Annotated in this window: 28 protein-coding genes; 22 read left to right on the plus strand and 6 right to left on the minus strand. The window is 49.6% G+C overall.

The genetic code is table 11. From position 1 onward, the window contains the following. Positions 1-2 precede the first annotated feature (2 nt). The 20 genes from HFD92_RS21190 to HFD92_RS21285 all read left to right on the plus strand — a co-directional run bounded on the left by HFD92_RS21190 (position 3) and on the right by HFD92_RS21285 (position 16,368). On the plus strand, positions 3-404 hold the full coding sequence (locus HFD92_RS21190; protein WP_245152177.1) for a transcription termination/antitermination NusG family protein: 402 nt from the start codon (positions 3-5) through the stop codon (positions 402-404). A 74-nt stretch (positions 405-478) separates the two neighbouring features. After that, positions 479-694 (plus strand): hypothetical protein, encoded by a 216-nt coding sequence (locus HFD92_RS21195; RefSeq protein WP_012815864.1) that lies wholly within the window; start codon positions 479-481, stop codon positions 692-694. Positions 695-697: 3 nt separating this feature from the next. Then, a complete protein-coding gene (locus HFD92_RS21200; protein WP_006687074.1) occupies positions 698-919 on the plus strand; it encodes a hypothetical protein in 222 nt (73 codons plus the stop codon). A 15-nt stretch (positions 920-934) separates the two neighbouring features. Further along, on the plus strand, positions 935-1,645 hold the full coding sequence (locus HFD92_RS21205; RefSeq protein WP_105570595.1) for a lytic transglycosylase domain-containing protein: 711 nt from the start codon (positions 935-937) through the stop codon (positions 1,643-1,645). Then, entirely contained in the window at positions 1,642-1,920 is a 279-nt protein-coding gene (locus HFD92_RS21210) for a TrbC/VirB2 family protein (RefSeq protein WP_105570596.1), read from the plus strand. The genes HFD92_RS21205 and HFD92_RS21210 overlap by 4 nt, the downstream gene beginning before the upstream one ends. Before the next feature lie 12 nt (positions 1,921-1,932). After that, positions 1,933-4,677, plus strand: a complete 2,745-nt coding sequence (locus HFD92_RS21215; protein ID WP_105570597.1) for a VirB3 family type IV secretion system protein — start codon at positions 1,933-1,935, stop codon at positions 4,675-4,677. Between the two features lie 15 nt (positions 4,678-4,692). Beyond that, positions 4,693-5,400, plus strand: coding sequence for a type IV secretion system protein (locus HFD92_RS21220; protein ID WP_105570598.1), 708 nt, complete (start codon positions 4,693-4,695; stop codon positions 5,398-5,400). Positions 5,401-5,407: 7 nt separating this feature from the next. Beyond that, positions 5,408-5,650: an EexN family lipoprotein gene (locus HFD92_RS21225; RefSeq protein WP_012815870.1), complete on the plus strand. Its 243-nt coding sequence runs from the start codon at positions 5,408-5,410 to the stop codon at positions 5,648-5,650. Between the two features lie 3 nt (positions 5,651-5,653). Continuing rightward, positions 5,654-6,727 (plus strand): type IV secretion system protein, encoded by a 1,074-nt coding sequence (locus HFD92_RS21230; RefSeq protein ID WP_105570599.1) that lies wholly within the window; start codon positions 5,654-5,656, stop codon positions 6,725-6,727. 208 nt (positions 6,728-6,935) lie between these two features. Beyond that, positions 6,936-7,619 carry a type IV secretion system protein gene (locus tag HFD92_RS21235; RefSeq protein ID WP_011998914.1) on the plus strand — a complete coding sequence of 228 codons (684 nt, stop codon included), beginning with the start codon at positions 6,936-6,938 and terminating at the stop codon, positions 7,617-7,619. Then, a complete protein-coding gene (gene virB9, locus HFD92_RS21240; protein WP_105667423.1) occupies positions 7,616-8,524 on the plus strand; it encodes a P-type conjugative transfer protein VirB9 in 909 nt (302 codons plus the stop codon). The genes HFD92_RS21235 and virB9 overlap by 4 nt, the downstream gene beginning before the upstream one ends. A gap of 42 nt (positions 8,525-8,566) precedes the next feature. Then, the gene (gene virB10, locus HFD92_RS21245; RefSeq protein WP_105667422.1) at positions 8,567-9,859 is read left to right on the plus strand and encodes a VirB10/TraB/TrbI family type IV secretion system protein; all 1,293 of its coding nucleotides are present in this window, start codon (positions 8,567-8,569) and stop codon (positions 9,857-9,859) included. After that, positions 9,856-10,881 (plus strand): P-type DNA transfer ATPase VirB11, encoded by a 1,026-nt coding sequence (gene virB11 / locus HFD92_RS21250; protein WP_105596214.1) that lies wholly within the window; start codon positions 9,856-9,858, stop codon positions 10,879-10,881. The genes virB10 and virB11 overlap by 4 nt, the downstream gene beginning before the upstream one ends. Next, the gene (locus tag HFD92_RS21255; protein ID WP_105570602.1) at positions 10,878-11,276 is read left to right on the plus strand and encodes a cag pathogenicity island Cag12 family protein; all 399 of its coding nucleotides are present in this window, start codon (positions 10,878-10,880) and stop codon (positions 11,274-11,276) included. The genes virB11 and HFD92_RS21255 overlap by 4 nt, the downstream gene beginning before the upstream one ends. Before the next feature lie 26 nt (positions 11,277-11,302). Further along, entirely contained in the window at positions 11,303-11,608 is a 306-nt protein-coding gene (locus HFD92_RS21260) for a TrbM/KikA/MpfK family conjugal transfer protein (RefSeq protein ID WP_011998919.1), read from the plus strand. Between the two features lie 280 nt (positions 11,609-11,888). Then, entirely contained in the window at positions 11,889-12,194 is a 306-nt protein-coding gene (locus HFD92_RS21265; RefSeq protein WP_105570603.1) for a dpoa decarboxylase, read from the plus strand. Between the two features lie 767 nt (positions 12,195-12,961). Then, positions 12,962-14,698 carry a type IV secretory system conjugative DNA transfer family protein gene (locus HFD92_RS21270; protein ID WP_105570605.1) on the plus strand — a complete coding sequence of 579 codons (1,737 nt, stop codon included), beginning with the start codon at positions 12,962-12,964 and terminating at the stop codon, positions 14,696-14,698. 8 nt (positions 14,699-14,706) lie between these two features. Continuing rightward, complete coding sequence (gene mobC / locus HFD92_RS21275) at positions 14,707-15,456, plus strand: MobC family replication-relaxation protein (protein ID WP_011998897.1); 750 nt, start codon at positions 14,707-14,709, stop codon at positions 15,454-15,456. A 37-nt stretch (positions 15,457-15,493) separates the two neighbouring features. Then, positions 15,494-15,967, plus strand: a complete 474-nt coding sequence (locus tag HFD92_RS21280) for a thermonuclease family protein (RefSeq protein WP_105570606.1) — start codon at positions 15,494-15,496, stop codon at positions 15,965-15,967. 56 nt (positions 15,968-16,023) lie between these two features. Beyond that, on the plus strand, positions 16,024-16,368 hold the full coding sequence (locus tag HFD92_RS21285; RefSeq protein WP_105570607.1) for a hypothetical protein: 345 nt from the start codon (positions 16,024-16,026) through the stop codon (positions 16,366-16,368). Between the two features lie 38 nt (positions 16,369-16,406). Here the strand turns inward: HFD92_RS21285 and HFD92_RS21290 are convergent, their stop codons facing one another. The 4 genes from HFD92_RS21290 to HFD92_RS21305 form a co-directional block, all read right to left on the minus strand. Beyond that, on the minus strand, positions 16,407-16,640 hold the full coding sequence (locus HFD92_RS21290) for a hypothetical protein (RefSeq protein ID WP_011998900.1): 234 nt from the start codon (positions 16,638-16,640) through the stop codon (positions 16,407-16,409). Positions 16,641-16,680: 40 nt separating this feature from the next. After that, positions 16,681-17,328 carry a ParA family protein gene (locus tag HFD92_RS21295; protein ID WP_105570608.1) on the minus strand — a complete coding sequence of 216 codons (648 nt, stop codon included), beginning with the start codon at positions 17,326-17,328 and terminating at the stop codon, positions 16,681-16,683. 120 nt (positions 17,329-17,448) lie between these two features. Continuing rightward, positions 17,449-18,231, minus strand: a complete 783-nt coding sequence (locus HFD92_RS21300) for a SprT-like domain-containing protein (protein ID WP_105570609.1) — start codon at positions 18,229-18,231, stop codon at positions 17,449-17,451. A gap of 871 nt (positions 18,232-19,102) precedes the next feature. Further along, on the minus strand, positions 19,103-19,765 hold the full coding sequence (locus HFD92_RS21305) for a metalloregulator ArsR/SmtB family transcription factor (protein ID WP_105570611.1): 663 nt from the start codon (positions 19,763-19,765) through the stop codon (positions 19,103-19,105). Positions 19,766-19,875: 110 nt separating this feature from the next. On the opposite strand from HFD92_RS21305, the gene HFD92_RS21310 reads away from it, so the two are divergent. Continuing rightward, entirely contained in the window at positions 19,876-21,300 is a 1,425-nt protein-coding gene (locus HFD92_RS21310; RefSeq protein WP_105667421.1) for an MFS transporter, read from the plus strand. A 448-nt stretch (positions 21,301-21,748) separates the two neighbouring features. Next, positions 21,749-21,877, plus strand: coding sequence for a hypothetical protein (locus tag HFD92_RS21845; protein ID WP_255461742.1), 129 nt, complete (start codon positions 21,749-21,751; stop codon positions 21,875-21,877). Between the two features lie 949 nt (positions 21,878-22,826). Here the strand turns inward: HFD92_RS21845 and HFD92_RS21315 are convergent. Then, a complete protein-coding gene (locus tag HFD92_RS21315; RefSeq protein ID WP_255461743.1) occupies positions 22,827-23,528 on the minus strand; it encodes a RepA family replication protein in 702 nt (233 codons plus the stop codon). Positions 23,529-23,988: 460 nt separating this feature from the next. Continuing rightward, complete coding sequence (locus HFD92_RS21320) at positions 23,989-24,345, minus strand: helix-turn-helix transcriptional regulator (RefSeq protein WP_105570593.1); 357 nt, start codon at positions 24,343-24,345, stop codon at positions 23,989-23,991. Between the last annotated feature and the right edge of the window lie 371 nt (positions 24,346-24,716).

A 24,716-nucleotide genomic window follows, 5' to 3' on the forward strand; every position in this document is an offset into this window, starting at 1 on the left:
GCATTAGCCGCAGGGCTGAGGGCTTAGGCGTTGAGGTATTCTGCCCCCGTTACATTAAAGTTACGCCCCGCACAGACTGCCGGGCGGTTCGCCAGGAAGAGAAACCGCTTTTCCCCAGTTATCTCTTTCTGCGATTCGACGTTAATGTTGTTCATACCTCAACCATTACATCCATTCCGGGTGCTCATGGTTTTGTCAGCTTCGGTGCAGCACCATGCACCGTGCCTGAATCGGTGATAACAGCGATTGAGTGCGCCCGTCTTCTGGCGCTTAATCCTGATGAAGACGTTTTCGAATGTCGGAATATCTCACCCGATTTGTTGCTCAAAATTCAAGAACTCTCTCAGATACGAACACCGCTCCAACGCCAGGTTGCCTTTTCAAGGCTGCTTCAAAACCAATAAGACTAATCAAACATAACCCCTCAACACCGCCGCCTTACAAGCAGCGGTGTTTTTTTCATAGGAGTTTTCATCTCATGCCGAAAAGCGTACCAGGCAAATCAAGTACGGCAGTGATTTACATTGGCAAAGGCCGATATCAGGACCTGGCTAAACACGCCCGCGAAATCAGCTATCTGTCTGAGGCCAATATCCGACCCAGTACCTTTCTCCACTATCTGATCGACCAGTTCAGCGATCAGGCTCATTCCGAGCTGCTTAAGCAGCTGCTAGCAGATAAACAGAAGGAGTAATTCATGCGTAAACCAAGCTATCACGTGTACGTCACACAAGAAGTTCCCACCGGCGACAACGGCGAAAAAAGCACGTACTGGACGAAAGTCGGCGCGGCTTTTCCCCATAACGGAAAACCGGGGCTGAACATCATGATCACGCCCGGTATCTCCGTCTCAGGAAAGCTTGTACTGCTTGAGCCGAAGGATGATAACGACGCTCCGCAGGGTGCCCCCGTCAACTAACGTTGTGAGGCTACCATGCTTTCCACCTCAGCATTTCTGGCGGTGGCAATGCAGTGTGCCGCCACCGTACACCCTTCTACATCGCTCGATGTGGTAAGGGTCGAATCAGGATTTAACCCTTACGCCATTGCAGAGATAGTCCCCAAGCCAGAACGGCAGCCAGGCGATAAGGGCTTTATCACTCACATGCCAACAAATAAGGAGGATGCGCAGCGCATTGTTACGCAGATAGAGGCGAAAGGCCGCCGCTATTCTGTCGGACTGATGCAGATCACCAGTACCAATTTTGATACCTACGGCGTCACAGCCAGCGACCTTTTCAATCCCTGCACCAACCTTTCTGTTTACGAAAAAATCATCACTGACTGCTATGAGCGAGGCGGCACCCTTAAACGGGCGCTGAGCTGCTATTACTCCGGCAATTTCAACACCGGGCAGCAGCCAGAGACGGCGTTAGCGAAAACAAGTTACGTGCAAAGGATTGGCTATTCCCCGGATAAACCGCGCTATGCCGTGCCAGGCACTAGCGAGGACAAGGCTTCTTCACCGGCAACCCTCACAGCGGTTCCAGTGGAATCTCCCCCAAGTCAGCAAGTTATCTGGCCTGCCACGGTTGTGCGCGGCGTTCCCACACAGCTGCGACAGAAAAAATCACCGGCTATTTACTATCCCGCGAAGGTTATTCGCGGAAGTCGAGACTTAACCAAAAACGAGGAAGACAAATGAATATGTTTAAAGCGCTAACCCGTGTTTCACCTTCACTGGCAGCGTTGGCGGCCAGTCCGGCATTTGCGGACGGGTTTGCCCGTGCTAACACGGTTGGTCAAAAAATCGCTACAGGGCTGCACGCTCTGGCGGCCATCACTATCACCATCGCTGTGATCTGGATTGGTTACAAAACCCTCTGGAATGGCGACAGCCTTAAAAGCTGTGGCTATATCGTCATTGGCGCGGTTCTGATTGGCGGGGGCAGTGAAATCGCCGCTCTTCTTATGGGCTAAGAGGCTGCACATATGGCAAAGCTGCTTAAGGCAATGAAACGCCCGGCGGCGCTGTGGGGGGTGCCGATGGTGCCCCTGCTGGGTGTCACTGGCGTAACCATCATCGTTGCTATCTGGACTTCTGTTTCCCTCCTCCTGTTGCTCCCTGTTGAATTTCTGGTGATGAAATCACTGACCAGAAATGAACCGATGCGGTTCAACCTTATCGCCGTATGGCTGAGAGCCAGGGGAAAACCAGTAGCAAATCGTTTATTTGGCGCAACAACGTTTATGCCGGTTGAGCATGAGCCTGTTGATATCACGGAGTTTATCGACGCCATGAAATTAAATCAGAGTGCCACTATCAGGAAATACATTCCGTATTCCTCGCATATCCATCCGAATGTGGTTCGCTCACCCAAAAGTGACCTCTACTGCACCTGGGAGGTTATGGGTACGCCGTTCGACTGCGAATCGGAAGAGACACTCCAGATTGGCACAAATCAGCTACACGGGCTTATCCGTTCGTTCGAAGGGCTGCCGGTTACCTTCTATGTCCACAACATCCGGGAGCAGTTTACGGACTCGCTGCATAAGGAATCGGGCAATCCTTATGCCGATAAGATCAGCGAGCTCTACTATGCCTCGCTAAAAGATGCGCCATTCCGCCGGAACCGGCTTTTTATAACGGTCTGTTTCAGACCGTTTGTCGGGCTGGAAAAGGCAGAACGCAAACGCATGAAAGACACTGAAAAGCTTAAAGAGCTAGACGGTGCATTACAGGAAATGCTGGAAATCAAAAGCACCCTGGACACAGCGTTTTCGCGCTACGGTGCGCGTTCTCTTGGCACCTTCACCGAAGGTAAGGCGGTGTATTCGTCTCAGCTGGCGTTCTATGAGTACCTATTGACTCACCAGTGGCGGAGAGTTCGCGTTACGCGCACACCGGCGTATGACGTTATGGGCGCTGCGGCGTTGTTCTTTTCCGCTGAATCCGGCCAGATTAATCACGTCAGCGGCACAAGCTACTTTCGTGGGCTGGAAGTTAAAGAGTTCTCAGAGGAAACGGGAACCGGGATGATGGACTCCCTTTTGTATGCGCCGTGTGATTATGTGATCACACAGTCGTACACCTGTATGTCCAGGGAAGAAGCGAAAAACGCAATCAAGCGTACCCGCCGGTTGCTCATGAGCTCAGATGATGATGCGATTTCCCAGCGTCTCGATCTGGATGTCGCGCTAGACCTGCTGACCTCGGGAAAAATTGCCTATGGTAAGCATCATTTTTCAATCATGGTGCATTCACCGACGCTGGACAGCCTGGTTGCCGATACCAATGAAATCAGTAATGCCCTGAACAACATCGGGATAACGCCGGTTCCGGCAGAGATATCGCTCTCAGCGGCCTACATGGCGCAGCTGCCTGGTAACTACAATCTGCGGCCACGTAAAGGCGAACTGAGCAGCCAGAACTTTGTCGAGCTGGCCGCGCTCCATAACTTCTACCCCGGCAAGCGCGATCATGCGCCGTGGGGTGATGCGATGGCGCTGCTGCGTACACCGTCCGGCGATGGGTACTATCTGAACCTGCATAACACACTCGCTGATAAGGATGAGTTTGACGAGAAAAACCCGGCCAGTACCTGCATCCTTGGTACGAACGGTTCAGGGAAAACCATGCTGATGACGTTCCTCGAGAACATGCAGCAGAAATACAGGCGGGCAGACAGCTTTTCGCCTGATGCCAGAACCAAACGGCTTACGACTGTTTACCTCGATAAAGACAGGGGCGCGGAAATGAACATCCGGGCGCTTGATGGGCGTTATTATCGGGTTATCAGTGGTGAGCGTACAGGGTGGAATCCATTCTCTCTGCCGGCAAACAAACGCAATATCAACTTCATCAAACAACTGATGAAAATCCTTTGTACCCGTAACGGCTCAACGATCACTCCACGTGATGAACAACGTCTGAGCATCGCGGTTAATGCCGTCATGAGCGATGAGCCGGAATATCGTCGTTTTGGTATTACCCGGCTCAGGGAGCAGTTACCAGAACCGGCCACAAAGGAAGCCCAGGAGAATGGTCTGGATATCCGGCTATCCCAATGGGCGCAGGGTGGGGAGTTTGGTTGGGTGTTTGATAACGAGTCTGACACGTTCGATATCAGCAATTGCGATAACTTCGGCATCGACGGTACTGAGTTCCTGGACGATGGCAACGTTTGTGCGCCGATATCGTTTTATCTGCTTTACCGCATTACCAGCCTGCTTGATGGTCGTCGCCTGGTCATCTATATGGATGAATTCTGGAAGTGGCTGCGTGACCCGGTATTCAAGGATTTTGCCTATAACAAGCTGAAAACCATCCGTAAGCTCAATGGGATGTTGGTCGTGGGTACGCAGTCGCCTCACGAAATTATCAAGGATGACATCGCACCGGCGGTAATCGAGCAGTGCGGTACGCAGATCCTTGCGGCCAACCCCAGCGCCGACAGGTCTCACTATGTTGACGGCATGAAATTTGAGCCTGAGGTATTCGACGTGGTTAAAGGGCTGGACCCTCAAGCCCGCCAGTATGTTGTAGTTAAAAATCAGTTCAGACGTGGTGATACCAAACGCTTTGCAGCACGTGTCACGCTCGATCTGTCCGGGATTGGCCGTTACACGAAAGTAATGAGCGGCGACGCCCCTAACCTCGAAATCTTCGAATCCATTTACCGTGAAGGTATGCAGCCGCATGAGTGGCTTGATACCTACATGGCTAAGGCACTCTGATAAAAGGAGCTCTCTATGAAAACTCGTTTTCGTGCACTTTTTTTCGTCTGCATGATGGCAAGTCCCCTGGCAAATGCCGGTATCCCCGTTCTGGTTGATGCTGACCCGATGCGCGAGACGGAATGGCTCAAAGAAGCGCAGCGCTGGATGGAAACGGCGAAGCACTACCAGAGCCAGATTCAGGCGTATAAAGACCAGCTGGCAACCGCCACCGGCGCGCGCGACATTGCTGATTTTGTTAATCAGGCCAAAAGCCTGACAGCAGACCTTGAAAGGCTTCGTAAACCCGGACAGGCACTCAATGACCTGCTGATGTCCGGGGGGTCTTCCGGTCAGTTCGATGAGCTGTACGAGAAGTACAAAATATTCAATACCTGCAACACAGGCCAGTCCGGGAGTTATGCGGATGTCTGCAAACAGGAGGTTATCAACAAGGCTGTACAGCTGGAGCAGACAAACGACATTCAACGGGATGTAGACAAAACACTGGCAGAAATAGACAGGCTTTCTAACCGGATCGCACTTTCGAAAGATTCGAAGGAATCTCAAGACCTTGCAAACAGCATTCAGCTAAAATCAGTCATGCTTAATACGCTGACCAATCAATGGGAAATGAGCGTAAAGGCTGCTGAAAAGCGTGAACAGGTGCTTAAGGAAGAAAGAAACAAGCAATGGAATAAGCAGCAACTGAATGCACCAACAGCTGATCTAAATAACTTATGAGGTATTCATGTTATCAAAAAAAACAATTTTAGCTTCATCCCTGGCATTATGCTTTGCGGTAATTGGGTGTAAAGAAGAAGCTAAAACAACAAAATGGTATCGGGAACATCCTGATGAATTAAAGGTTGTTTATGAAAAATGCCAAAAATCGGGAGATGCATCGGAAAACTGCAAGAACGCCAATGAAGCCCATTCTCAAATCAAGCAACTAAATGCCCCCACTCCAGATTTAAACAACTTAGAGGAGTAATCTATGAGCGCCGGTCTTTTTGTTGGTGTTGATAAATACCTCATCGGAGGAATTACAGACGCCACAAAGGGATTGATGATGTCTTACTCTTCCATGATGATGGGGCTGGCTGCTATGTCAGCCACCCTTTACATCACATGGCGCGGTTACCAGACCTTAGCAGGCAAGCTCTCCACGCCAATGGAGGATGTAGTCTGGGACATCATGAGGATGGCGATCATCCTTTCCTTTGTAGCAAACGCCGAGGGTTATCTTGATGGTGTAATCGACGCAATTAATGGATTAAAGGAGGGCTTTTCAGGCAGTGATAGTATTTGGCAATTACTAGATTCCTTATGGAATAAGGCTAAGGTGCTGGGTAAAACGCTGCATGACATGGATGATTCTACATATATTAAAGATGAGGGGATGACGGCTCAATTCTATGTATGGTTAGGAGTATTTGTATTGATGATAGTCACGGCCTTCGTTTCTATGGTCGCCGAGGTTATGATTTTGCTCTTGAGCATTACTGCGCCGGTATTCATATTCTGCCTGATATATGGTTTCCTTCGCCCTATGTTTAACAACTGGCTGCAAAATATTTTCGCAGCAATACTAACTATTTTATTTTCGGCTCTTTCGTTACGAATCGTAGTGACCTATTTAAATCTTGTGCTTGATAAGGCAACAAGGGTTGCTGACAATTCGGCAATTGTTGAGCTGGGCGCGCAAGTCTGCCTTGCCGGTGTTTGTGCGGCAATACTGGTTTACATCTCAGCCAAGCTGGCCGCAGCGCTGGCCGGTGCGAGCGCAACGGTTTCCATGCAGGGGCTTGCTGCTATGGGTATTGGTGCGGCTGCCTTTGGTGCCGGGAAGCTGGCCGGGGGCGCAACGAAGCAGACAACGCGATCTGTTCGGGACAATATTCAGGGCTGGAAAGATGCCAGTGCAGGCAAACCACCCACACCCGGAGGCGGTGCAGGTTACAACGCATCGAAAGCGCGTAAATATGCTATCGAGCAAATGATTGCCCGCAATGAAGCCCGCAGGCTGGCACAGTCGCGGGAATCAGCAGTGAAAAAATTCAACAGTTAACCTCTCTCAGATATCGCCACCTCAATCTATGAAAATATAAACATATTTTCATAGAAAAAATCAGTAAGGACATAACTTATGAAACGCTTGATTGCGCTGGCTTTGCTGTGCGCGCTTTCCGGCTGTGCCCGGAACTCACTTCCCCCTGCCTTTAGCGGAAAGGGCGAACCCGTAAACACCCCTCAGATTATGGCGGAGCTGAACGGCCATGAGTGAACAGAAATTAATTGCTGAGTCCCGCAGCTTTGAACAACGGGAAATCGAACGCGACAAACGCGCAGCGAAAGCCGGTTTCGTGGTGGGCGGTGCGGGGCTGCTGATCGCAGTTCTGGCCGTCGCTGCAATTCTGGTGATGTTGCCCCTTAAAGAGACAACAGTGGAGCTGGTTACCGTGGACAATCATACCGGTCGAACGCAGCACATAACCCGTGCATCAAAAACCAGTATCACGGCTGAGGAAGCCTATCAGAAAGCGATGGCGGCTAATTACGTGAAAATCCGCGAGCGCTACGTCTATCCCTCCCTCCAGGACGATTACGAGACGGTTCAGATGTACAACAGCCCTGAGGTCAACAATGACTATCTGGCGTTGTATGCCGGTAAAAACGCCCCGGATAAGGTTTACAACAACGGGGCTAACACGGTGAAGATTGACATCCTGTCCAGTCAGATCACCGATGGCACGGCTCCCGATAAGGTCGCCACTATCCGGTACAAAAAGACTATTCGCCGCCTTGTTGATAACCAGACCCGTTACGAGTACTGGGATGCGCGTTTTACGTTCCACTCTGACCCGAATAAAGAGATGAGCGACGAAGAGCGCGAGGTTAACTATTTCGGCTTTACCGTCACGAGCTGGCAGACAGACCGTGAAATCCGGGGAGGTGAATGATGAACAAAATTACGCCTGTATTCCTTGCGCTGATGATGTCCGGCGCGGCGTGGGGGGCGGCGATGCCGCAGGCAAGCCGTTACGATGCCAGGGTTCAGCAGGTTATTTATAACCCGCAGAACGTAACCGTCATCAACACCAAGCCCGGTTTTATGACCACGCTCGTCTTCGACAGTGACGAGGCTGTTATTGATGCCAAACCAGGCTTTGATGAAGCCTGGGAGGCTAAAAAAGATGCCAACCGCGTGTATGTTCGTCCGGTCGCGCTCCAGCAGGGAGCGCCAGGGCAGGACGGTAATACCGCCCAGGTCGTCATCCCACCCAACAGCCAGGACTGGCATACAAACATGCTGGTTGTCACCACCAAGCGCCTCTACAACGTCGAGCTGAACGTTATCGATGATAAATCGGCTCAGCAACCGGCTTTCCAGGTCAGCTACAGCTATCCCGGAGAGGCGCGTGATAAAGCGAACCGGGAAGCGTCGGCCAGACAAAAAGAGTGGGAGCAGAAGCAACAAGAAGCCCGCATTGAGAAATCACTGAACTCGGCGCAGACGCCCCGAAACTGGGATTACACCAAATATCCGGGGCAAGGGAGTTTCAGCATTGATCCCGACTTCGCCTATGACGATGGGCGATTTACGTTTGTGGGCTTCTCTCCGGCCAAATCCATTCCCTCAGTAACTAAAGAGCTGAACGGCAAGGAACACACGGTAAACACCGGCATTCAGAAAAAAGGCGACTACACCGTCCTGGTTATCCAGGAGGTTACGCCGCGTCTGGTGCTTCGCTCCGGGAATGCCGTTGTGGGGCTGGAAAACAAAAGCTATGGCCGGGTTCAGGCTCCCGATGGTTCAACGGTATCGCCAAAGGTTGAACGGGTCGAGAAGCATGAAAGCAATTAACTTATAAAAATATATTTATATTTTTATATAAAGGAAAATTCCATGAAAGATGAAGACCAGACTTTGCCACCTGATGAACACCAGGTGGCACCGGCGCAAGCCGGTGATGATGTGGCGGAGCTCGAACGCGAAGCACGGGCAAGGAGAGAGGCGGCCATGCTCAACGAGCAGGACGACGATGAAAAAGACCCGGTACAACCCGCCGTCAATAAACTGAAAAAGCGCAAGCGCGGAAAAATGACAGCCTTTCTGGCGCTTGTCGCGGTTGCCCTGATTTTCCTGACATGGGGCGGGAACTGGGTATACCGCAACTTTCTCGCTCAGCCTAAAGAGGAGAAACAGGAGGAGCCAGCACCGCAGACAAACCAGACTGATTATCGCAAGCGTAATGATCTCGGGATGGCCACTGACACTGGCCAGCAGGAACAGCCCCAGCAGGACAACAGCCAGGGCAGCACCGAGGGCAACAATACAGCAGGTACGGGACAGGCAGCACCGGCAGCCCCGTTACAGCTCGATAAGGCTCGTTTCCTGGTGCGCCGTGACGGCGAGGCCTCATCTCAAGGCCAGGTGAAAACACGGCAGCAGGAGATGGCGCAGCTGTCGGGCGCAACCGGTACGGACGCCACGGCGCCCGCCCAGGCTCAGGGGCAGGGGCAGGGGCAGGGGCAACAGCAAGATGCGGCAGCGGCCACAACCGGACAAAGCCCGGCAGTGGTTCGGCGCATCCCGCTTAATCCTGATCTCTATATCCCTGAAAACCGCTCCATTCCATGCTCGCTGGATTATCGCTTCGTCTCTGACCGAGCCGGTAAGCTGCGCTGTACGATCACAACCGACATCTGGAGCGCCAGCGGTAATACCAAGCTGATTGAGAAGGGTACAACGGCAACAGGCATATACCGGACAGGGGGCGAAGATGGAATGAAGCACGGCCAGGGGCGGGCGTTCGTCATCATTACGAAACTGCGAACCAAACAGAAACCCTATCTCGATATTCCAATGGTAGATACCAGCGCCGCTGGAGCCCTGGGCGAGGCGGGCATGGATGGGTGGGTTGATAACCATTTCTCCGACCGGTTCGCCGGGGCTCTGTTGGTCGGCATGATCCCCGATGTTGCGGCGTGGGCATCAAACAGTGCCGGACAGAAGGACAGAAATACGGACTACACGGAGAACAGTCGGCAGGCGATGGCGGATATGGCGAGAACCACGCTTGAGAACAGTATCAACATCCCGCCCACGCTCTACAAAAACCAGGGGGAAATTATCAACCTGATCACCGGACAGGATATTGATTTCTCCAATATCTATACACTGAGGATGAAGGAATGACGGCTACTAACATCTCTCTAGACCGCTATAAGCAACGGTTTTTTGGTGAATTCCTTGAGCTTCCCGGACTCACAGAAATTGCTGTAAACCGTCCTGATGAGCTGTTTACGAAAATTGATGGCGTGTGGACACAGCACTCCGTTTCTCTCAGCTATGACGACTGCTATAACTTTGCCCGCTGCCTGGCAAAGCATCACAACGACAACATAGAGGACATCAAGCCGGGGCTGTCGGCCACGCTGGAATCTGGCGAACGCTGCCAGTTGGTTGTACCTCCGGCATGTGAGCGCGGCACGGTTTCTGTCACAATCCGAAAACCTTCGAGAGTACAAATCCCGCATCAGTCATACATTGATGCGGGATTTTATAATCGTGTTACGGGCTCTGAACAAACCGAAACGCACGATGCCGAACTAATTGAATTGTACAATACAAAAAACATTCCGCTCTTTATGGAAAAGTGCGTTGAATACGGGAAAACCATTGCTGTTGCAGGTGAAACGAGCACCGGGAAAACAACCTATATGAAAATGCTGATAGGTTATATCCCGCTTGACCTCAGGATCACAACCATTGAGGACAACCCCGAAATTACGTTCTTTAAACATAAAAACTATGTGCATCTTTTTTATCCGTCTGAGTCATCAGACGAAAAAGGCTCGATTGTTACGCCAGCGAGTCTTTTGCGCTGGAATTACAGGATGAACCCCGACCGCATATTATTAACAGAGGTCAGGGGAGCCGAAGCTTGGGACTTCCTGAAAATAACAGGTTCAGGGCATGAAGGGAGTATGACGTCTATTCATGCTGGTTCGGCAATGGAAGCCATCGACGGATTTATTACGCGCTGCTATGAAAACCCACAATGCGCACAACTTCCCTATGCCTTTATGTTACGTAAAGTGCTGGATAGCCTGGACGTTATTGTGAGCATCGATCTGGACGGCAATATCCGCAGAATGAATGACATTTATTTCCGTCCTGCACATCGAAAAGAATATTTCGAGGCTATGAAATCATGATAAATGTAAAGCACACCATCTTTATTACATTATTACTTTGCGGATGTTCTTCTCCACCGCCGCCAGTGCCGGTGGAATGGGAAAAGCCCGGAAACTCCGTTAACAGCACAATGCCACAATGGAATGATAACAGTATTATCATCCCCTCAAGAGAAGTTAACGGGAAATGGTCAGCTGTAATACGTGCAACAGATTTTGACGATATGTTATGGACGCCAGCAGTTTTTTACGCCGCTGCGCACTCCCCTCGAATTGTTATCAGCACTCCATCAGGTGATAACTTCTTTAAAGCTAAAAGCTGGCTTCGCCAGCATGGAGCAAAAGGAGTTATTGAATATCAGCCAGCATTGAATTGTATCGCATGCAGTGAAACGAGCATTTATTTCTCGCGTTAACACCAGATAACAATCAGGAGTTAAATATGAAAAGAACCGTCATTTCGGCTGCATTGCTATGCCTGTTCGCCGGAGCGCCATTTTATTCTTTCGCAGCTGACCCGTGCAAAGTTGCTTTTTGCATGTATGGGAAAGCAACAGGAAATAGCGGCGGCAGCGAATGCAAATCAGCAGAACGCGACTTTTTCAATATCGTCAAAAAGAACAAGCACGGCTTTCAGCCAGGACGTACTTTTGATGCCAGAAAAGCATTTCTTGGCGAATGTCCTGACGCAGGGAAAGAAGCAATAAACACCATCTTATCCAAATACGGAAGAAAACGCGGAGGATAAAATGAACAACTTAAAATTAATAATCGGAATCGCCCTGTTAATTTTACTTGTAATCTGGTCATTATTTTATTTCATTGAGCACTTTTTTTAAATCCATCATCCACTGAACACTAATTAATTTCGGGGAGCCAAATCATTCGCTACTTAAAAATAGCGCTATGTTCATTAGCCATATTCATAGTAACAGTCATCTTTGGAACCGTGGCGCTTTTTTACATATCTCACCTGTAACGCCGCAATCAAATCAACACAATTAACTCACATAAAAAAGGAGTTAGAAATGAACAACCAAGACTTGTTTATTAAAAATATATATTCAAAAGAGCAGGACAGAATTTCAGTGAAAAAGGTTGTGGATAATATTTCAAAGAGTGCGCATCACGGATGCGGCCTTTATCATGAAGTTTACCATGCACGTCTGTTAAATGAATTACGAAACCACACCGAATACCTTAATGCAGTCGACGCGGCTAAACTGACAGATTACGCAGCGTCTCAAGGCCTTTATATTGACGATGATTCAATTCGCGCAGCTGAAGAGGCAGAAGCAGAATGCTGGAGAGAAATACGAGACCAGCAAGAGTAAACACCTGGCTAATCCACCCAAGTACGAAGCCGGAGCCGATGGTTTTAGGCTTCCTTATTTCAGGCTTCAATTTCGGAGAAATTGTTAAGACGTGAAATAAGGAAGTGGAGCGCGGAAAGAAAATTCAATTTCGGAGAAATTGTTAATTTTCAGCATCCGCGCCCACCTGCGAACATTCGCCCACAGCGAATTGAGCAGGCCGGGGGGAGCCGCAAAAATTTTGCCGCCCCAGCGAGCAAAAAGGCACGCCCACGTGCCGCTTTTTGTGGGGGGCTTGCCCCGCACACCGTCGCAGCCAGGTAATATTTCCCGCCCCAGCGGGGAATATTACCGATTAGGCGCGACCAACCCCTTTAAAGCAGCGTTCCGATTTTTACGAGCTTGCGAGGAAAAATAGGCTGAACGCAGCGTCTTAAAGGGGTTGGTCGCGCGTAGCGCGCGACGGTGTGCCGCTTTTGACGTTGGGGGTTTTGGCAGGGCGTCCAGCCCTGACATTACCCCCATGTATCATGCAGTGAGGGCGTTCAGCCCGACCGGAATGATACACGCCGTTGCCCGTCCTGCGCGGGTTTCGGGAGGAAGACGACCACTGGTCGGCTTTTACCCGAAAGCTCGCAGAACGGGCATGAGCGTCTCTGACGCTCATGATCTTTTTGGGTTTTATGGGGGCGAGTCATGGAGTCATTGTATGGAGTCGCGCCGCGACTCGATGCTTTGACTCCATGAATCGCCCCCATTCTTCTGACATTACGCCCGGAGCAAATAACATGGGATCACATCTGGTGCAAAGGCTTAATGGCTTTGCAGACGCCTTTTCTGTTTTTCTCTTATGGCTGCAAAACAGCCCGGTAATACTCTCAATATTGGCGGGGCTTACGCTTCCTTTTATATTCCACCTGCCGAGAGAGGAAAGAAAAAACGCACCATTCTGGTTAAAAAGTGTAGCGTGTGCGTCTATCTTCTTCTTTATTTTCGGAACAATATCACCGCTTACCATACAGGGCTTAAGCTACCTGTTTAAAGTTCTCGATAACAATATTATCTTCAAGCCGGTACTCTGGGGACTGACGATTGCATTCACCTTTATCGGTCTATTTTTCCATATAATGACACGCAGATTACTGGCAGGGGAAATCGACCACCTTAAACACCGGATGATTAAAAAGAGCAAACTGGAAAGAAATACAAGAACAGACGTAAGGGAAGTAAAGGAAATGCTGCCTGACAGCATCACATATAATCCACTTAATTACATCGACATTTCAAAAGGTGTATTCATTGGCTTAGATAAAGATGACCACCCGCAATATATAACGGTTGAAGAGTTTCAGTCTCAGCACGCAGATATGATAGGTACAACCGGTTCCGGTAAAGGTGTAAGCGCCTCTGTTCTTCTTTATCAGGCAATCTTATTAGACGAAGGCGTATTTGTTGAAGACCCGAAAAACGATGAATGGGCTCCGCACGTTCTCCGTGAAGCCTGCCGCGTTGCCGGGAAAGAGTTCACACTGATAAACCTTAATGACCTTAATTTCCAGCTAGACCTTTTAGCTGATATTAATCATGAGCAACTGGAAGAACTTTTTAACGCAGGCTTTAGCCTGGCTAAAAAAGGAGAGGGTGCAGACTTTTATCGAATCGCTGACCGCAGGGCAGCAAGGAAAACATCCGCGATTTATGAAAAAGGAATGACACTACGCGATTTATTTAACACAGACTTTGTTAAATCTTTGGAGGAAGATGTCCCGGCATTCTATGGTGAGTTAGAGGAGATAGCGCTGGTTAACTCAATAAATGCCACATACGGCTTCTCTCTTAAAAAGATATTTGACGAGGGCGGCTGCTGTTACATTATTGGTTCAATGCGCAATCAGAAAATTATTTCTGCTCAACGTATGATACTCACACGACTGATTCAGATCGCCGAGACACGAGACAGGATAAAAGAGAAGCCCCGGCCAATTGCCATTTTCCTTGATGAGCTTAAATATCATCTCTCACGTCCTGCTCTGGAAGGTTTAGGCGCAGCCAGGGATAAAGGCGTGCATATATTAATGGCTCACCAGTCAATAAAAGACCTTTACGATTGCCCCGCAGATTTAGATGGTGATGCCGTTGCCGGTTCTGTGGTTGAAAACTGCAAATTCATGCTGGTTTATCGTCTGCGCGATCCTGATACAGCAGAGTGGGTAGCAAGAATGACGGGCTCTATTCTTGTTGATGATGAAATGAGAAAGGTCACAACTGATATATCTCTTACTGAGAAAATGGATACTGACAGGATGATAAGGCAGGCTGAAAGATACTATATCGATTCAAATATGCTTCTTAACCTTCCTAAATTCGTTGGTTTCGTTTTCACACAAAATGACCTGGCAAAAGCCACCAAGCTTTACCATATACCAGCCAAGAAAAAGTATATCGAGCTTCTTTCCTTTGAGGATAAATCCGCATCGCCTGCCTTTAATGAAAGTGAGCAGGAAAGACCATCTATTGACTTGTGAGGAAAAAAATGCTTATTCATGACGTAACGGAAAGAAAAAAAGCGTCAGCCAGTAAAATGCTTAGTCTTCTGAGCTTCCTTAAGGAGGAAACATATTCCGACTTTAATACACTGCGTAATGTCCTCGGTTTCAGTAAGAACGCACACAGCCCTTTATATAAGATACTCAACCGCGCTGTAAAAGAGGGTTTCATTATCAAGCATGAAATCCCTGGTATAAAACAAAAAATAACCATATGGGGAATAACAATGCAGGGGCTCGCAATGGTAGTCACTGCTGATGATCACGTTTTTCCGGGTTATTTCGAACCCGGAAAACTCAGGTACTGGACGCTTGAGCACCGGCTCCTTAACCAGCGTGTGCGAATTGCCCTTGAGGAAAAGGGCGGGAAGAACTGGATTAATGGTGATCGGAGCGAATTTAAGGCGCGTTATCCGGGCGTTCGTCATCGCCCCGATGGAATTATTACATTAAACAGCGGGGCTGTTGTCGCAGTAGAAACCGAACGCTCCCTTAAAACACGCGCCCGCTACATCAACATCATTAACAGTCATCTGGCCGCCAGTGATGCCGGACGCTGGCACTATGCCATGTACGTTGCGCCGGATGAGAGGATTAAAACCGCCCTCATGAGGCTTTTTGACAGCATTAAAACGGTCGTCAGAAACAGTGTTCCCGTGCCTTTTGAAGGTAAGAACCGGGAAATGTTTCTTTTCCGCACCATCGAAGAACTGGAAAAATCAGCGCCAGCTGATTAGGTAATTTATATTTTTATATAATTATAAGGAATTCTAAATGAAGCGTGCAGCAGCAGCTTTAATGCTATTCGCATCGATGCACCCTGCTTTGTGCCTGGCTGACTTTACTGGCCGTATCGTTCGCGTGATTGATGGCGATACGGTGCAGGTTCTTACCGGTGGCGAGATGGTCAGGGTGCGCCTGAATGGCATCGATGCGCCGGAGTCCTCGCAGCCCTTCGGGCAAAAAGCAAAGCAGAACCTGATTAATCTGGCCGCTCAGAAGATCAGCCGGATAGAATCCCAGGACAAAGACAGATATGGTCGCTGGCTGGGAACGGTCATTATCAATGGCGTCAATATCAATGCCGAGCAGGTTAAAGCCGGTATGGCGTGGGCTTACCGTTATCACGGCCGCGCCAGTGATGAAAATATGTTAAGGCTTGAACAGGAGGCCAGACAGCATAGAATCGGGCTGTGGTCTGCATCTAATCCGGTTGAGCCCTGGAAGTGGCGCAACCAACACAAATAGAATCGTATAATTATATAATTCTATTTTTACGTATTTATCTGATGGGCGAGGGAGCTATGTTTTTAACAAAATTTCATCCGCTGACGCATAAAGTCGATGAGTTGATCATTCGTGACCTGAAACAGTCGATGCCGGTGAAATACTGGTTATTCCGCCTCGCGGAATGGGCGGCACGTATTGGGATTCTGGGCTTTATTTGCGTCTTTATCTGCTATTTTGCGATGGGAGCCCTTATACAGCGCGCAGGCGAACCGGTGCCGTCATCGCTGGCCGAGGTATCAGCAAGAGCAATCATCGCGCTGCTGACGCTTTTTATTGTGGGTACGATTACCCGGGGAGCACTGTTTTCCGACCTGGAGAAGAGGGTGAATGAGAAGAAGTGGCTGAACCATATGCAGTAAGGCCATCACCCGGCATAGATGCCGGGTGACCTGATGTGTCAGTGATGTTTTTTCCAGAACTCCTGGTAAGCCTCAAACAGCTCGCCATGCTTCATATCATTAGCCGCAGCAATCGAACGAAACTCGCGTTTCAGCTCCATATCAATATACAGATTCAGTTGGGCTTTGCGCCCGTCGGCGCTTTTCCGGGTCGGGTTAAAGCCGTGTTCGGTGTCCTGCTGGCTCGGTGGCTCGCCTTTGGTGTTGCGGGGTTTTGCTGGTACGTTCGCCATAATGTCACCTCCTATATAAATATAATTATATTATTATATGCTATTGCGTCAGTGTTGTCAGTCTGTCGATAACGCCCTGTACAACGTCATCAGCTTTCTGACGAGGACCAGGAAAAGGAGACTCAGTAAGCGCAAGCCCCTTATCCTGTGCCTGACTGAACGATGTCAGAAACGGGATAGCACCTGGAATAACCGGCACACCGCACGGCTGCAAATATTCTACGGCAGCTCGATATTCACTCTCACTCTCACTGACCCCCGCAAAAACCACCGCCATTTTTTCTGTTGAATGCCCTTTGTTTCGCAAGGCGTTAACAGTCGTTACAGTCGTTCTGAGATCATCCACGCTAAACCCTGTAGGCAGAACCAGCAGATCAACAATGTCGATAAGGCTGAGTAGTGATTTGGTGGCATATGCCGCACTGTCTATGACAATCAAATCCCACTGACCTGACTCAATCTGTTTCTTTGCCTGAGAAACGGTGCCACAGCCCTGGATGGTTACCGGCGGTTCAAAGCCATTACGCAAACGGCGTTGCCCCCAGTCCAGGAACGACCCCTGATCGATATCCATGTCCAGGCCGAGGACACCCCACCCCGCTTTGGTGTATTCAGTGGCGATCGCGCGCGACATCGAGGACTTTTTCACGCCCCCTTTCCCGTTAGCAAGAGCTATAACCGCTGTCATAGAACCCCCTATATAAATATTTTTATAGAAAAATATACCGTTATCGGAAGTGTAGCGCAGCCGAATACCGGAGTAAATATAAACCTATAACTATATAATTATAGATTTATAGTTTTTTTTTTATTCTGCTGCCTCAAGCTGGCACCCGCACTCACCACAGAGTAGTACGGCGGAGGGCTTCGCCCACGCATTCACACCGCATTCAGGGCAGGTGAATTTTGTCCGGGTGCCTGTACCCTTAACCGGCGGTTTAATCATCACTGCCGCCTCGTCATCGTCTGCCATCAACTCAGGGCGCGATTTGCTGACGGTCAGGGTGAGACGGTTAATCAGATCGGTATCATTTTCATCAGTGACGGCCAGCCAGTCATCGAGTATATCGCCGTTAATCTTCGACATGACAGCAGCGCCGGTAGACCAGCGGTCATACCAGGATATTGAGAAGCCATTTTTTAGCAGGTCATAGACGGCTTTCTGGAAGCGGCCACCACGAATAATGTAGTGGGTCATTTGCTGACCAGTTTTTTTCCCACCGGGTACGCCTGTATTAGATGGCATCAGCCCAATATCTTCCATCTTCCCGCCCCAAACACGATCATGGTAACCGCCCCGGCATTTTTTCACGGGCGCATAGTGCTGCCAGACGTGCACCATTTCATGTACCAGCGTTGAGAGCGTATCGGCCAGGGAACGGCCACCAAAATAATCAGGATTCATCGCCAGCTCTGAAATGCTCGATTCACCTGTAAAGCGTTCAGGAGCGAAGTAACCAAAGGTATTACGGCCACGCTGTAAGGTGATTAACAAGTCAGGCAAGGATCGGTCAAAGAGCATTGCGTTAAACCAGTCGTAGGCTTCCTGTAGCTCGCTGTAGGCTTTGATGGCGGGTTTGATATCAGTCATTACATCGTCTCCGTAAAGCAATTGTATTGCACAACACAATTTATGGGTTTGAAGGCTGCACATTCCGTAACCACAATTCTATTATTCTATAATTATAGAAAAATAGAAAGTGTTGTTTTGCTGCTGATGCGGTGAAAAGGCGACGAGCTGGAAAAATGTTAATTATGTTAAATATATGTTTGTTTTTAACAGAAAAATAACATGCGGTTTTGTGGGAGTTTTGGCGGCTCTGAATGGCTAAATCGCGCGTTTTGATGGCGCAACGTGGCTGACCTTGCGTTTATCTTATGAAAGTCAGCGATTTAACATAAAAGGCATTAACGGCACCGGTTTTTAGCGGTTGTCCGTTAAAAAAAGGGATGGGATAGTCTTTTTCCCGGACTCGGTAAAACACCGGGATTCCCGATACAATGCATTTTGACTCTAAACGGCGTACAGACCGCAAACAGGACTATTATGAACATTGAAATCAGCAACAAATCACTGAAAAATCTTATCATTTTAGCTTTTTTTATTTTTTTACTTTGTGTTGCTTATCATTATCTGACCAAACCTCACAGCTACGAAGACTGCGTTCTGGCAAGTCTGAAAAGTGACGGCTCACGAATGGCCGTAGGGTTCATAGATGAGATGTGCGAAACCAAGTTTCCACGATAGGTCTTAATTTAGCTCTTCCAGGGGTCAGTTTGGATACAAGCGCTTTATAAGAATAATGAATCGGCCTGAAAAGCTGGAATAACGGTGTGTATTTGCAGTCATGGCGTAATAGTTAGACCGTGTAACGACTTTTGTGACTTGTAGCCCGACGCATCACCTATGTAAGCAAAGTCCGCTGTGTGCCAGAAGCGGACGTTTGGTATACAAGAACACATCAATGCTCAGGAAGCTGAAAAATGGCATAAGCACAGCGTCTTGCCCCATTTAAAACATGCTCTACACGCTCTACTTTTGCGCCGAGAACTTCTCGGAACAATTTTAATTCAGCACGACAAAACCCCTGACAGGCGGCAGCGGCAGCACAGATTGGGCAGTGATTTTCGATAAAAAGTAAGGTTCCATCCGCCAGCTCTTCATAGTCCGCCATATAACCTTCCTGCGAACGTAATAATGCCAGACGCGCAACCCGTTCTCTGAGATTGACCTCGCCTTTCAACTCCCGCAGATAATTCTCCCTGCTGGTCTGCTCGCGCAGGTCAATCAGACGGTCAATGGCCTCCTCGCCAAAGGTTTGGCGCACCGTATCCAGTAGCTGAACCGTGAGCATGGAGTGCGTATCCGGAAAACGGTTATGTCCCGCCTCGGTCAGCGCCCAGAACTGACTGGGGCGACCAACCCCCTGACTCTGAGAATAGGTTTCCACCAGGCCTGCCGAGGCAAGTTTGGTAAGCTGCTGGCGCGCTGCCTCGGCTGTCATGCCAAGTATTTCACCCGCTTCCGCTGACTGCAGCGGCCCACGCGTTTTAAGCAGGTAAAGGAGACGCTCGGACGTCGCAGATGCTTTGTTAGTGCTATTTAACAAGCGATTGCTTGACAAATTAATTCACTCCTTTCAATAATCCAAGTTCTTACTTGTTTTATTAATGTAACGGATCCTGTTGCAGCCAGCAACGGGACATTTGACGCAACGCATGCCGGGAGGCTTATATGTCGTCAGTGCAGGAAGGAAGCTGGAGTGATTTACTGGGTGGTAAAAACCTGTTTTTCTCTATTGCGCTCTCAGGAGGAGTAGCGCTACATGCGATCGATATTTACATCGCAACCACTGTACTTCCCTCGGTGGTTAACGAAATAGGTGGTCTTGAGCTCTATTCATGGAATACAACGCTTTTTGTGGTGGCCTCCATTCTGGGTTCAGCACTAACGTCACGGCTGCTGGCGCTGACGGGAGCGCGCAGATCCTATCTGGTCGCGGTTGCATTATTTATTGCAGGCAGCCTGGTCTGCGCGCTGGCGCTGACTATGCCAGTTATGCTCGCCGGTCGGGCGCTACAGGGCCTCGGCGGTGGTTTTCTGTTTGCGCTCTGCTATGCCATGATTTATACGGTTTTTGACGAAAAGCTCTGGCCGCGCGCGATGGCGCTTATCTCCGGTATGTGGGGCGTTGCGACGCTGCTGGGTCCCGCAGCAGGCGGAATATTTGCGGAAATGAATGCCTGGCGCGCTGCGTTTGGCATGCTTGTACCTGTCACGCTGCTCTATATGTTGCTGGTCTGGCTCGTCTTTCCCGCAAACAAGCCTGCAGCCGGTCTTTCTGCAGGCAAGCTTCCGCTAATGCAGCTGCTGCTGCTGGTTGCTGCCGTTATGGCGGTCAGCACAGGCGGCATGTCACCTGATGTGGCGATTAATGTGGCAGGGATCAGCGTTGCGGTTGTGCTGATCCTGTTGCTGATACGTCGGGAATTGACCAGTGAAATCCGTCTGTTGCCGCGTGATGCGCTGCGGCTGAACTCGCCTTTGCTGGCGCTTTACGTCACCATGGGGCTGCTGATTATTGGCATGACGAGTGAAACCTTTATCCCTTATTTTTTACAAATCCTGCATGGGCAGACTCCCCTCATCTCGGGATACCTGGCAGCGTTGATGGCTGCAGGCTGGACGGTATCAGAAATCTGGAGTTCCGGCTGGCAAGGACGGGGCATCAAGCGCGCTATCGCCGTTGGGCCAATGTTGGTACTGGCGGGCATGGTAGTACTTGCGCTCAGCACACCCCGCTCTGCCGGAGGAGAATGGATAGTGCTTTCATTGATTGGTCTGGGCCTGACCCTGGTAGGGTTTGGCATCGGGCTGGGCTGGCCGCATTTACTGACGCGTATTCTCCAGGTCGCACCCGCTGACGATCAGGATACAGCAGCTACTTCAATTACTACGGTCCAGCTGTTTGCCACTGCGCTGGGCTCAGCGGTCGCAGGTATGCTGGCGAATGCAGGTGGGTTGTCCATGCCCGGCGGGCAGGATGGTGCATCATCCGCTGCATGGTTGCTTTTTGCAGTGATGGCTGCTGCCCCGCTGCTCTCTCTGTTAAGTGCAAAAAAAGTTATATCAGGACTCAATAAACAGAGGATCAGTTAAATTAGCCTACAGCTCTGTGGATCCGCAGAGCTGCACTGATCTGACATTAAGAGACGAGAAGTATGTAAGTAGTTCTGCTTCTCGCTCAAAGCTGCCTGTCAACATGGTCAATCTCCTTTATCGCAGCCAGGCAGTACAAAAGATAACCTTAACGTACAATAATTTTCGATATCCAAACTGACCCCTTCCACCACAAAAACCCGGCAGGCGTTCATTCATGCCGGAAGCTGCCAACCCCCAAGAGGAACGCTGCATTCATTGCCTTTAGTCTGGGCTTCATGACAAACCCCAAGAAGAAAGCCCGCCCCCCTTTGGTCACACTTCCAGCTGACAACCCGCACGAAGAAACGGAGGCGGGCTGCGGATAGGCTGGCTGCGAAAACTTCTCGGGTATGCGTAATGTCGTGACGCAACAATTTTGGTGAACAACCACCATGAGGCTTTGGCTATGAAAAATTTATACCGGATTTACCAGACAACCCTGTGCACGCCGCGCCTGTTCCTGGCGGATGTGTTGATGCTGATCGAGCTGTGGGAAAAGCTACAACACCTATTTCCCAGCGGCGTTGTGCACTGAGTCGCACGGATTTAGTACCCGCAGGCACACAAAAGCGGTTTTCTTTCAGATTTTCTGAGCGAGTTTTAATTTGCGCTGAATTCTTTAACCGATTGTTTTATATGATTTCATGCTTTCTCAAAAAGCCGCTGCAGGACGCTGGCCAGCTGCTGCCGGCAAGGTGAACGGTGTCCGGGTTATTCAGTGTTCCTGAAAGAGGGTGTCAGGACTGGTGAGCAGTGCGTAGCCAGTCCACTGTATGCGCGTTAGCGCATGAAAGTCGGTGCGCCAGGCTTACATATTCCTGAGTTGGTAGGCCGACGAAGCCCGGCGAAGCCGGTAGTAGATCAATAGGGATCATCAATCCATCCCTTACCCTGCTAAGCCATACCCGCTAAAAGCGGCTCAGGTGCTTATGTGCGCGGTCGGAGTGGTCACGACAAGGCTTTGCCGCAGTCGTGGCGTATCTCCGCGTTAGCGGCTCGTTAGAGGCGCTTACGAGCGTGTATGAATGACTATCCGCGGTCTTTGCTGACGCATCCGGCGTTGCCGGATTTGTCTAATCCGCCGACGGCTAACAGGCAAGCTGTTATCCCTCGGCGGATTCTCATTTAACTGCCCCGCGCTTTAGCGTGGGGTGCTATCTCTGAGGCGCTTGCGCCGCTGCCGTTCAGTTATCCACTTACTCAAGGGGATAACAGTAATGTTTTTCTTTTTTGGTTTATCTTTTATTACGTAAGTAATTAAAAGATAAACCAAAGAGTAATTGCACGACTCCGTTTGCACTTCATGATTACTTACCCACAATCAGTACAGCGCTTATCCGGCAGGTTCATTGAATCTCACCCATCGAAGCACATAACCGGCGTCGAATGTGCCTGACCTGGACTTTTTCGGGTTGTTTTTTAGACGGTGATTTACTCAGGACGTGCGGAATCCCCGCCAGTTAAGGCGGTCAGTGGGAGCCATTTCAGGCTGTGGTCGGTGAGTAGTATTCCTTTTTGCGTTCACGAGCTGCCTGGCGCTTGGCTTGCATCCTGGCGAGTCCGGCCATCGCTTTGCGCTTCCAGTTTTCAACCCTGATAGCAATGAGGCGGCTGTCCCATGAGGTAATCATTTCCTCCGGGTCGGCCTTAAGCAGCCTGGCGCGTTCGCGGTACACCTGTTTGAGCGGTATGCCGAGGATGGCGAAGAAATCCTCTGTTACCTCGATATGCTTACACGCACAACGGGCATCATAGGGATTGAACTGCGCTTTCTCGGTGATAATGGCATTGAGCCAGAAAAGGCGATCACATCCACGGCTGGCACGTGAAATCGACTTATGACCTGCGTCACTGTGTGTTGCCAGACCGGCACGTTCGGCCAGCGTTTCAAGGTTATGCCGGGTCTGCCAGTCTCTTAAATCGAGATCATCGAGGATAGCCAGCATCAGCTCGCATAACGTCTCGATACCGTATTTATTAGCTTCATTGACCCAGTACCGATTATGTCGGATGCGTCTGCGGAGCTCGGACTTGATTTTGATGCGCCCGGCAACAGTCGCCAGCGCCTTAAGCCACCGATTCAAGAAACGACGACGCCTGCGCGAAGTGACGTTGTAACAAGGGGTCTGTTTTGCCACGCCTGTTGGGGAGGCAAGGGGTCTTAATGAGAGGGTTTGATCACTCACGCCCGCCTGTACTTATGGCGGTGCAAAAGGGTTGTGTTAGGTTATGCATTTGCTATAATCCTTCACAGGCCAGCGCCTGCTTTCGACCCCCTGATATCTGACTCTTCCGCCAAGTTGATGACAGATTTCGGGGGGTTTTTGCATTCAGGGGCTTAGCTTTCGCTTTACCCCTCTCCCTGGACGCTATTACCGGGAACGTCCAACCCGCATGAATTCTTAAGCCGTCCGTAAATTACCACGGCATTACATTATGATCAATTATCTCGCCTAAACAATGCGATTTTCCCGCCAAAAATCATCAAGTTGTATGAATCTCAATAAACTTGAGATTATGAATAACACCTCTCTACCTCACCGTAACCACGTTGTTTAAAACAGGTAACCCCTGATTCGTGCACAAATTTTTTGTGTGGGAAACAGGGGTTGGGCAAGCGAAGCGCGGCAGGCAGTTATAAGAAGTTCAGGAACGGTGCTTCAGGCATTCATTTAGCTCAGCAACCAGCTTTCTTACATCATCGAGCTGCTCAGCCATTTTTTGGACTTCACCGGCGATACTTTCTTGCAAGGGGAACCCCTCCCGATGCTGCTGCAAGAGGATTTGAGCTGTAGCATCGCTCACCGTGTAGAAATAATATTCGGGATACCCCAGGGCTTTAGCCACTCGGCATACAAACTCAAACGAGGGAGCAAAACGGCCAGCTTCATAGTTTGAAATTTTCGATCTGCTATTAACCGATTCCAAATCAACAAGTTGAGCAAGTTTTTCCTGAGAAATACCGGCGGCTTCCCGCGCTTCTTTTAACCGTTTCGGCACCATAGACCCACCCCATTTTGATTAGCCAATCATATAGGGCGAGCTCGTACTTATCGTTTCGATATACAAACATTGATTGAATATCTAAACATCAATGTTATTATGTTTAGAGGTTCTTGATATTGACACACAAAAACCACTGTATAAAATCACAGGTAAATTTTATACAGATGAGCTATGAGTACGCGTTTTAGGGTTTATCAACCTGAGACGGCGGAAAATGGGGGCTTGTGCCTATAAGGGAGGATCTTATGTATAAATGGTATGTTTTATACTGCAATTCTCAGGATATTCAACGCATTAGCCGCAGGGCTGAGGGCTTAGGCGTTGAGGTATTCTGCCCCCGTTACATTAAAGTTACGCCCCGCACAGAC

Source organism: Pantoea sp. EKM101V (assembly GCF_011800325.1).
GTDB lineage: Bacteria > Pseudomonadota > Gammaproteobacteria > Enterobacterales > Enterobacteriaceae > Pantoea > Pantoea anthophila.

What these genes read in the sequence shown, in the direction of transcription:
- HFD92_RS21195 (WP_012815864.1), top strand. Translation starts at nt 479, where the DNA reads ATGCCGAAAAGCGTACCAGGCAAATCAAGTACGGCAGTGATTTACATT.
- HFD92_RS21200 (WP_006687074.1), top strand. Translation starts at nt 698, where the DNA reads ATGCGTAAACCAAGCTATCACGTGTACGTCACACAAGAAGTTCCCACC.
- HFD92_RS21205 (WP_105570595.1), top strand. Translation starts at nt 935, where the DNA reads ATGCTTTCCACCTCAGCATTTCTGGCGGTGGCAATGCAGTGTGCCGCC.
- HFD92_RS21210 (WP_105570596.1), top strand. Translation starts at nt 1,642, where the DNA reads ATGAATATGTTTAAAGCGCTAACCCGTGTTTCACCTTCACTGGCAGCG.
- HFD92_RS21215 (WP_105570597.1), top strand. Translation starts at nt 1,933, where the DNA reads ATGGCAAAGCTGCTTAAGGCAATGAAACGCCCGGCGGCGCTGTGGGGG.
- HFD92_RS21220 (WP_105570598.1), top strand. Translation starts at nt 4,693, where the DNA reads ATGAAAACTCGTTTTCGTGCACTTTTTTTCGTCTGCATGATGGCAAGT.
- HFD92_RS21225 (WP_012815870.1), top strand. Translation starts at nt 5,408, where the DNA reads ATGTTATCAAAAAAAACAATTTTAGCTTCATCCCTGGCATTATGCTTT.
- HFD92_RS21230 (WP_105570599.1), top strand. Translation starts at nt 5,654, where the DNA reads ATGAGCGCCGGTCTTTTTGTTGGTGTTGATAAATACCTCATCGGAGGA.
- HFD92_RS21235 (WP_011998914.1), top strand. Translation starts at nt 6,936, where the DNA reads ATGAGTGAACAGAAATTAATTGCTGAGTCCCGCAGCTTTGAACAACGG.
- virB9 (WP_105667423.1), top strand. Translation starts at nt 7,616, where the DNA reads ATGATGAACAAAATTACGCCTGTATTCCTTGCGCTGATGATGTCCGGC.
- virB10 (WP_105667422.1), top strand. Translation starts at nt 8,567, where the DNA reads ATGAAAGATGAAGACCAGACTTTGCCACCTGATGAACACCAGGTGGCA.
- virB11 (WP_105596214.1), top strand. Translation starts at nt 9,856, where the DNA reads ATGACGGCTACTAACATCTCTCTAGACCGCTATAAGCAACGGTTTTTT.
- HFD92_RS21255 (WP_105570602.1), top strand. Translation starts at nt 10,878, where the DNA reads ATGATAAATGTAAAGCACACCATCTTTATTACATTATTACTTTGCGGA.
- HFD92_RS21260 (WP_011998919.1), top strand. Translation starts at nt 11,303, where the DNA reads ATGAAAAGAACCGTCATTTCGGCTGCATTGCTATGCCTGTTCGCCGGA.
- HFD92_RS21265 (WP_105570603.1), top strand. Translation starts at nt 11,889, where the DNA reads ATGAACAACCAAGACTTGTTTATTAAAAATATATATTCAAAAGAGCAG.
- HFD92_RS21270 (WP_105570605.1), top strand. Translation starts at nt 12,962, where the DNA reads ATGGGATCACATCTGGTGCAAAGGCTTAATGGCTTTGCAGACGCCTTT.
- mobC (WP_011998897.1), top strand. Translation starts at nt 14,707, where the DNA reads ATGCTTATTCATGACGTAACGGAAAGAAAAAAAGCGTCAGCCAGTAAA.
- HFD92_RS21280 (WP_105570606.1), top strand. Translation starts at nt 15,494, where the DNA reads ATGAAGCGTGCAGCAGCAGCTTTAATGCTATTCGCATCGATGCACCCT.
- HFD92_RS21285 (WP_105570607.1), top strand. Translation starts at nt 16,024, where the DNA reads ATGTTTTTAACAAAATTTCATCCGCTGACGCATAAAGTCGATGAGTTG.
- HFD92_RS21290 (WP_011998900.1), bottom strand. Translation starts at nt 16,640, where the DNA reads ATGGCGAACGTACCAGCAAAACCCCGCAACACCAAAGGCGAGCCACCG.
- HFD92_RS21295 (WP_105570608.1), bottom strand. Translation starts at nt 17,328, where the DNA reads ATGACAGCGGTTATAGCTCTTGCTAACGGGAAAGGGGGCGTGAAAAAG.
- HFD92_RS21300 (WP_105570609.1), bottom strand. Translation starts at nt 18,231, where the DNA reads ATGACTGATATCAAACCCGCCATCAAAGCCTACAGCGAGCTACAGGAA.
- HFD92_RS21310 (WP_105667421.1), top strand. Translation starts at nt 19,876, where the DNA reads ATGTCGTCAGTGCAGGAAGGAAGCTGGAGTGATTTACTGGGTGGTAAA.
- HFD92_RS21845 (WP_255461742.1), top strand. Translation starts at nt 21,749, where the DNA reads ATGAAAAATTTATACCGGATTTACCAGACAACCCTGTGCACGCCGCGC.
- HFD92_RS21320 (WP_105570593.1), bottom strand. Translation starts at nt 24,345, where the DNA reads ATGGTGCCGAAACGGTTAAAAGAAGCGCGGGAAGCCGCCGGTATTTCT.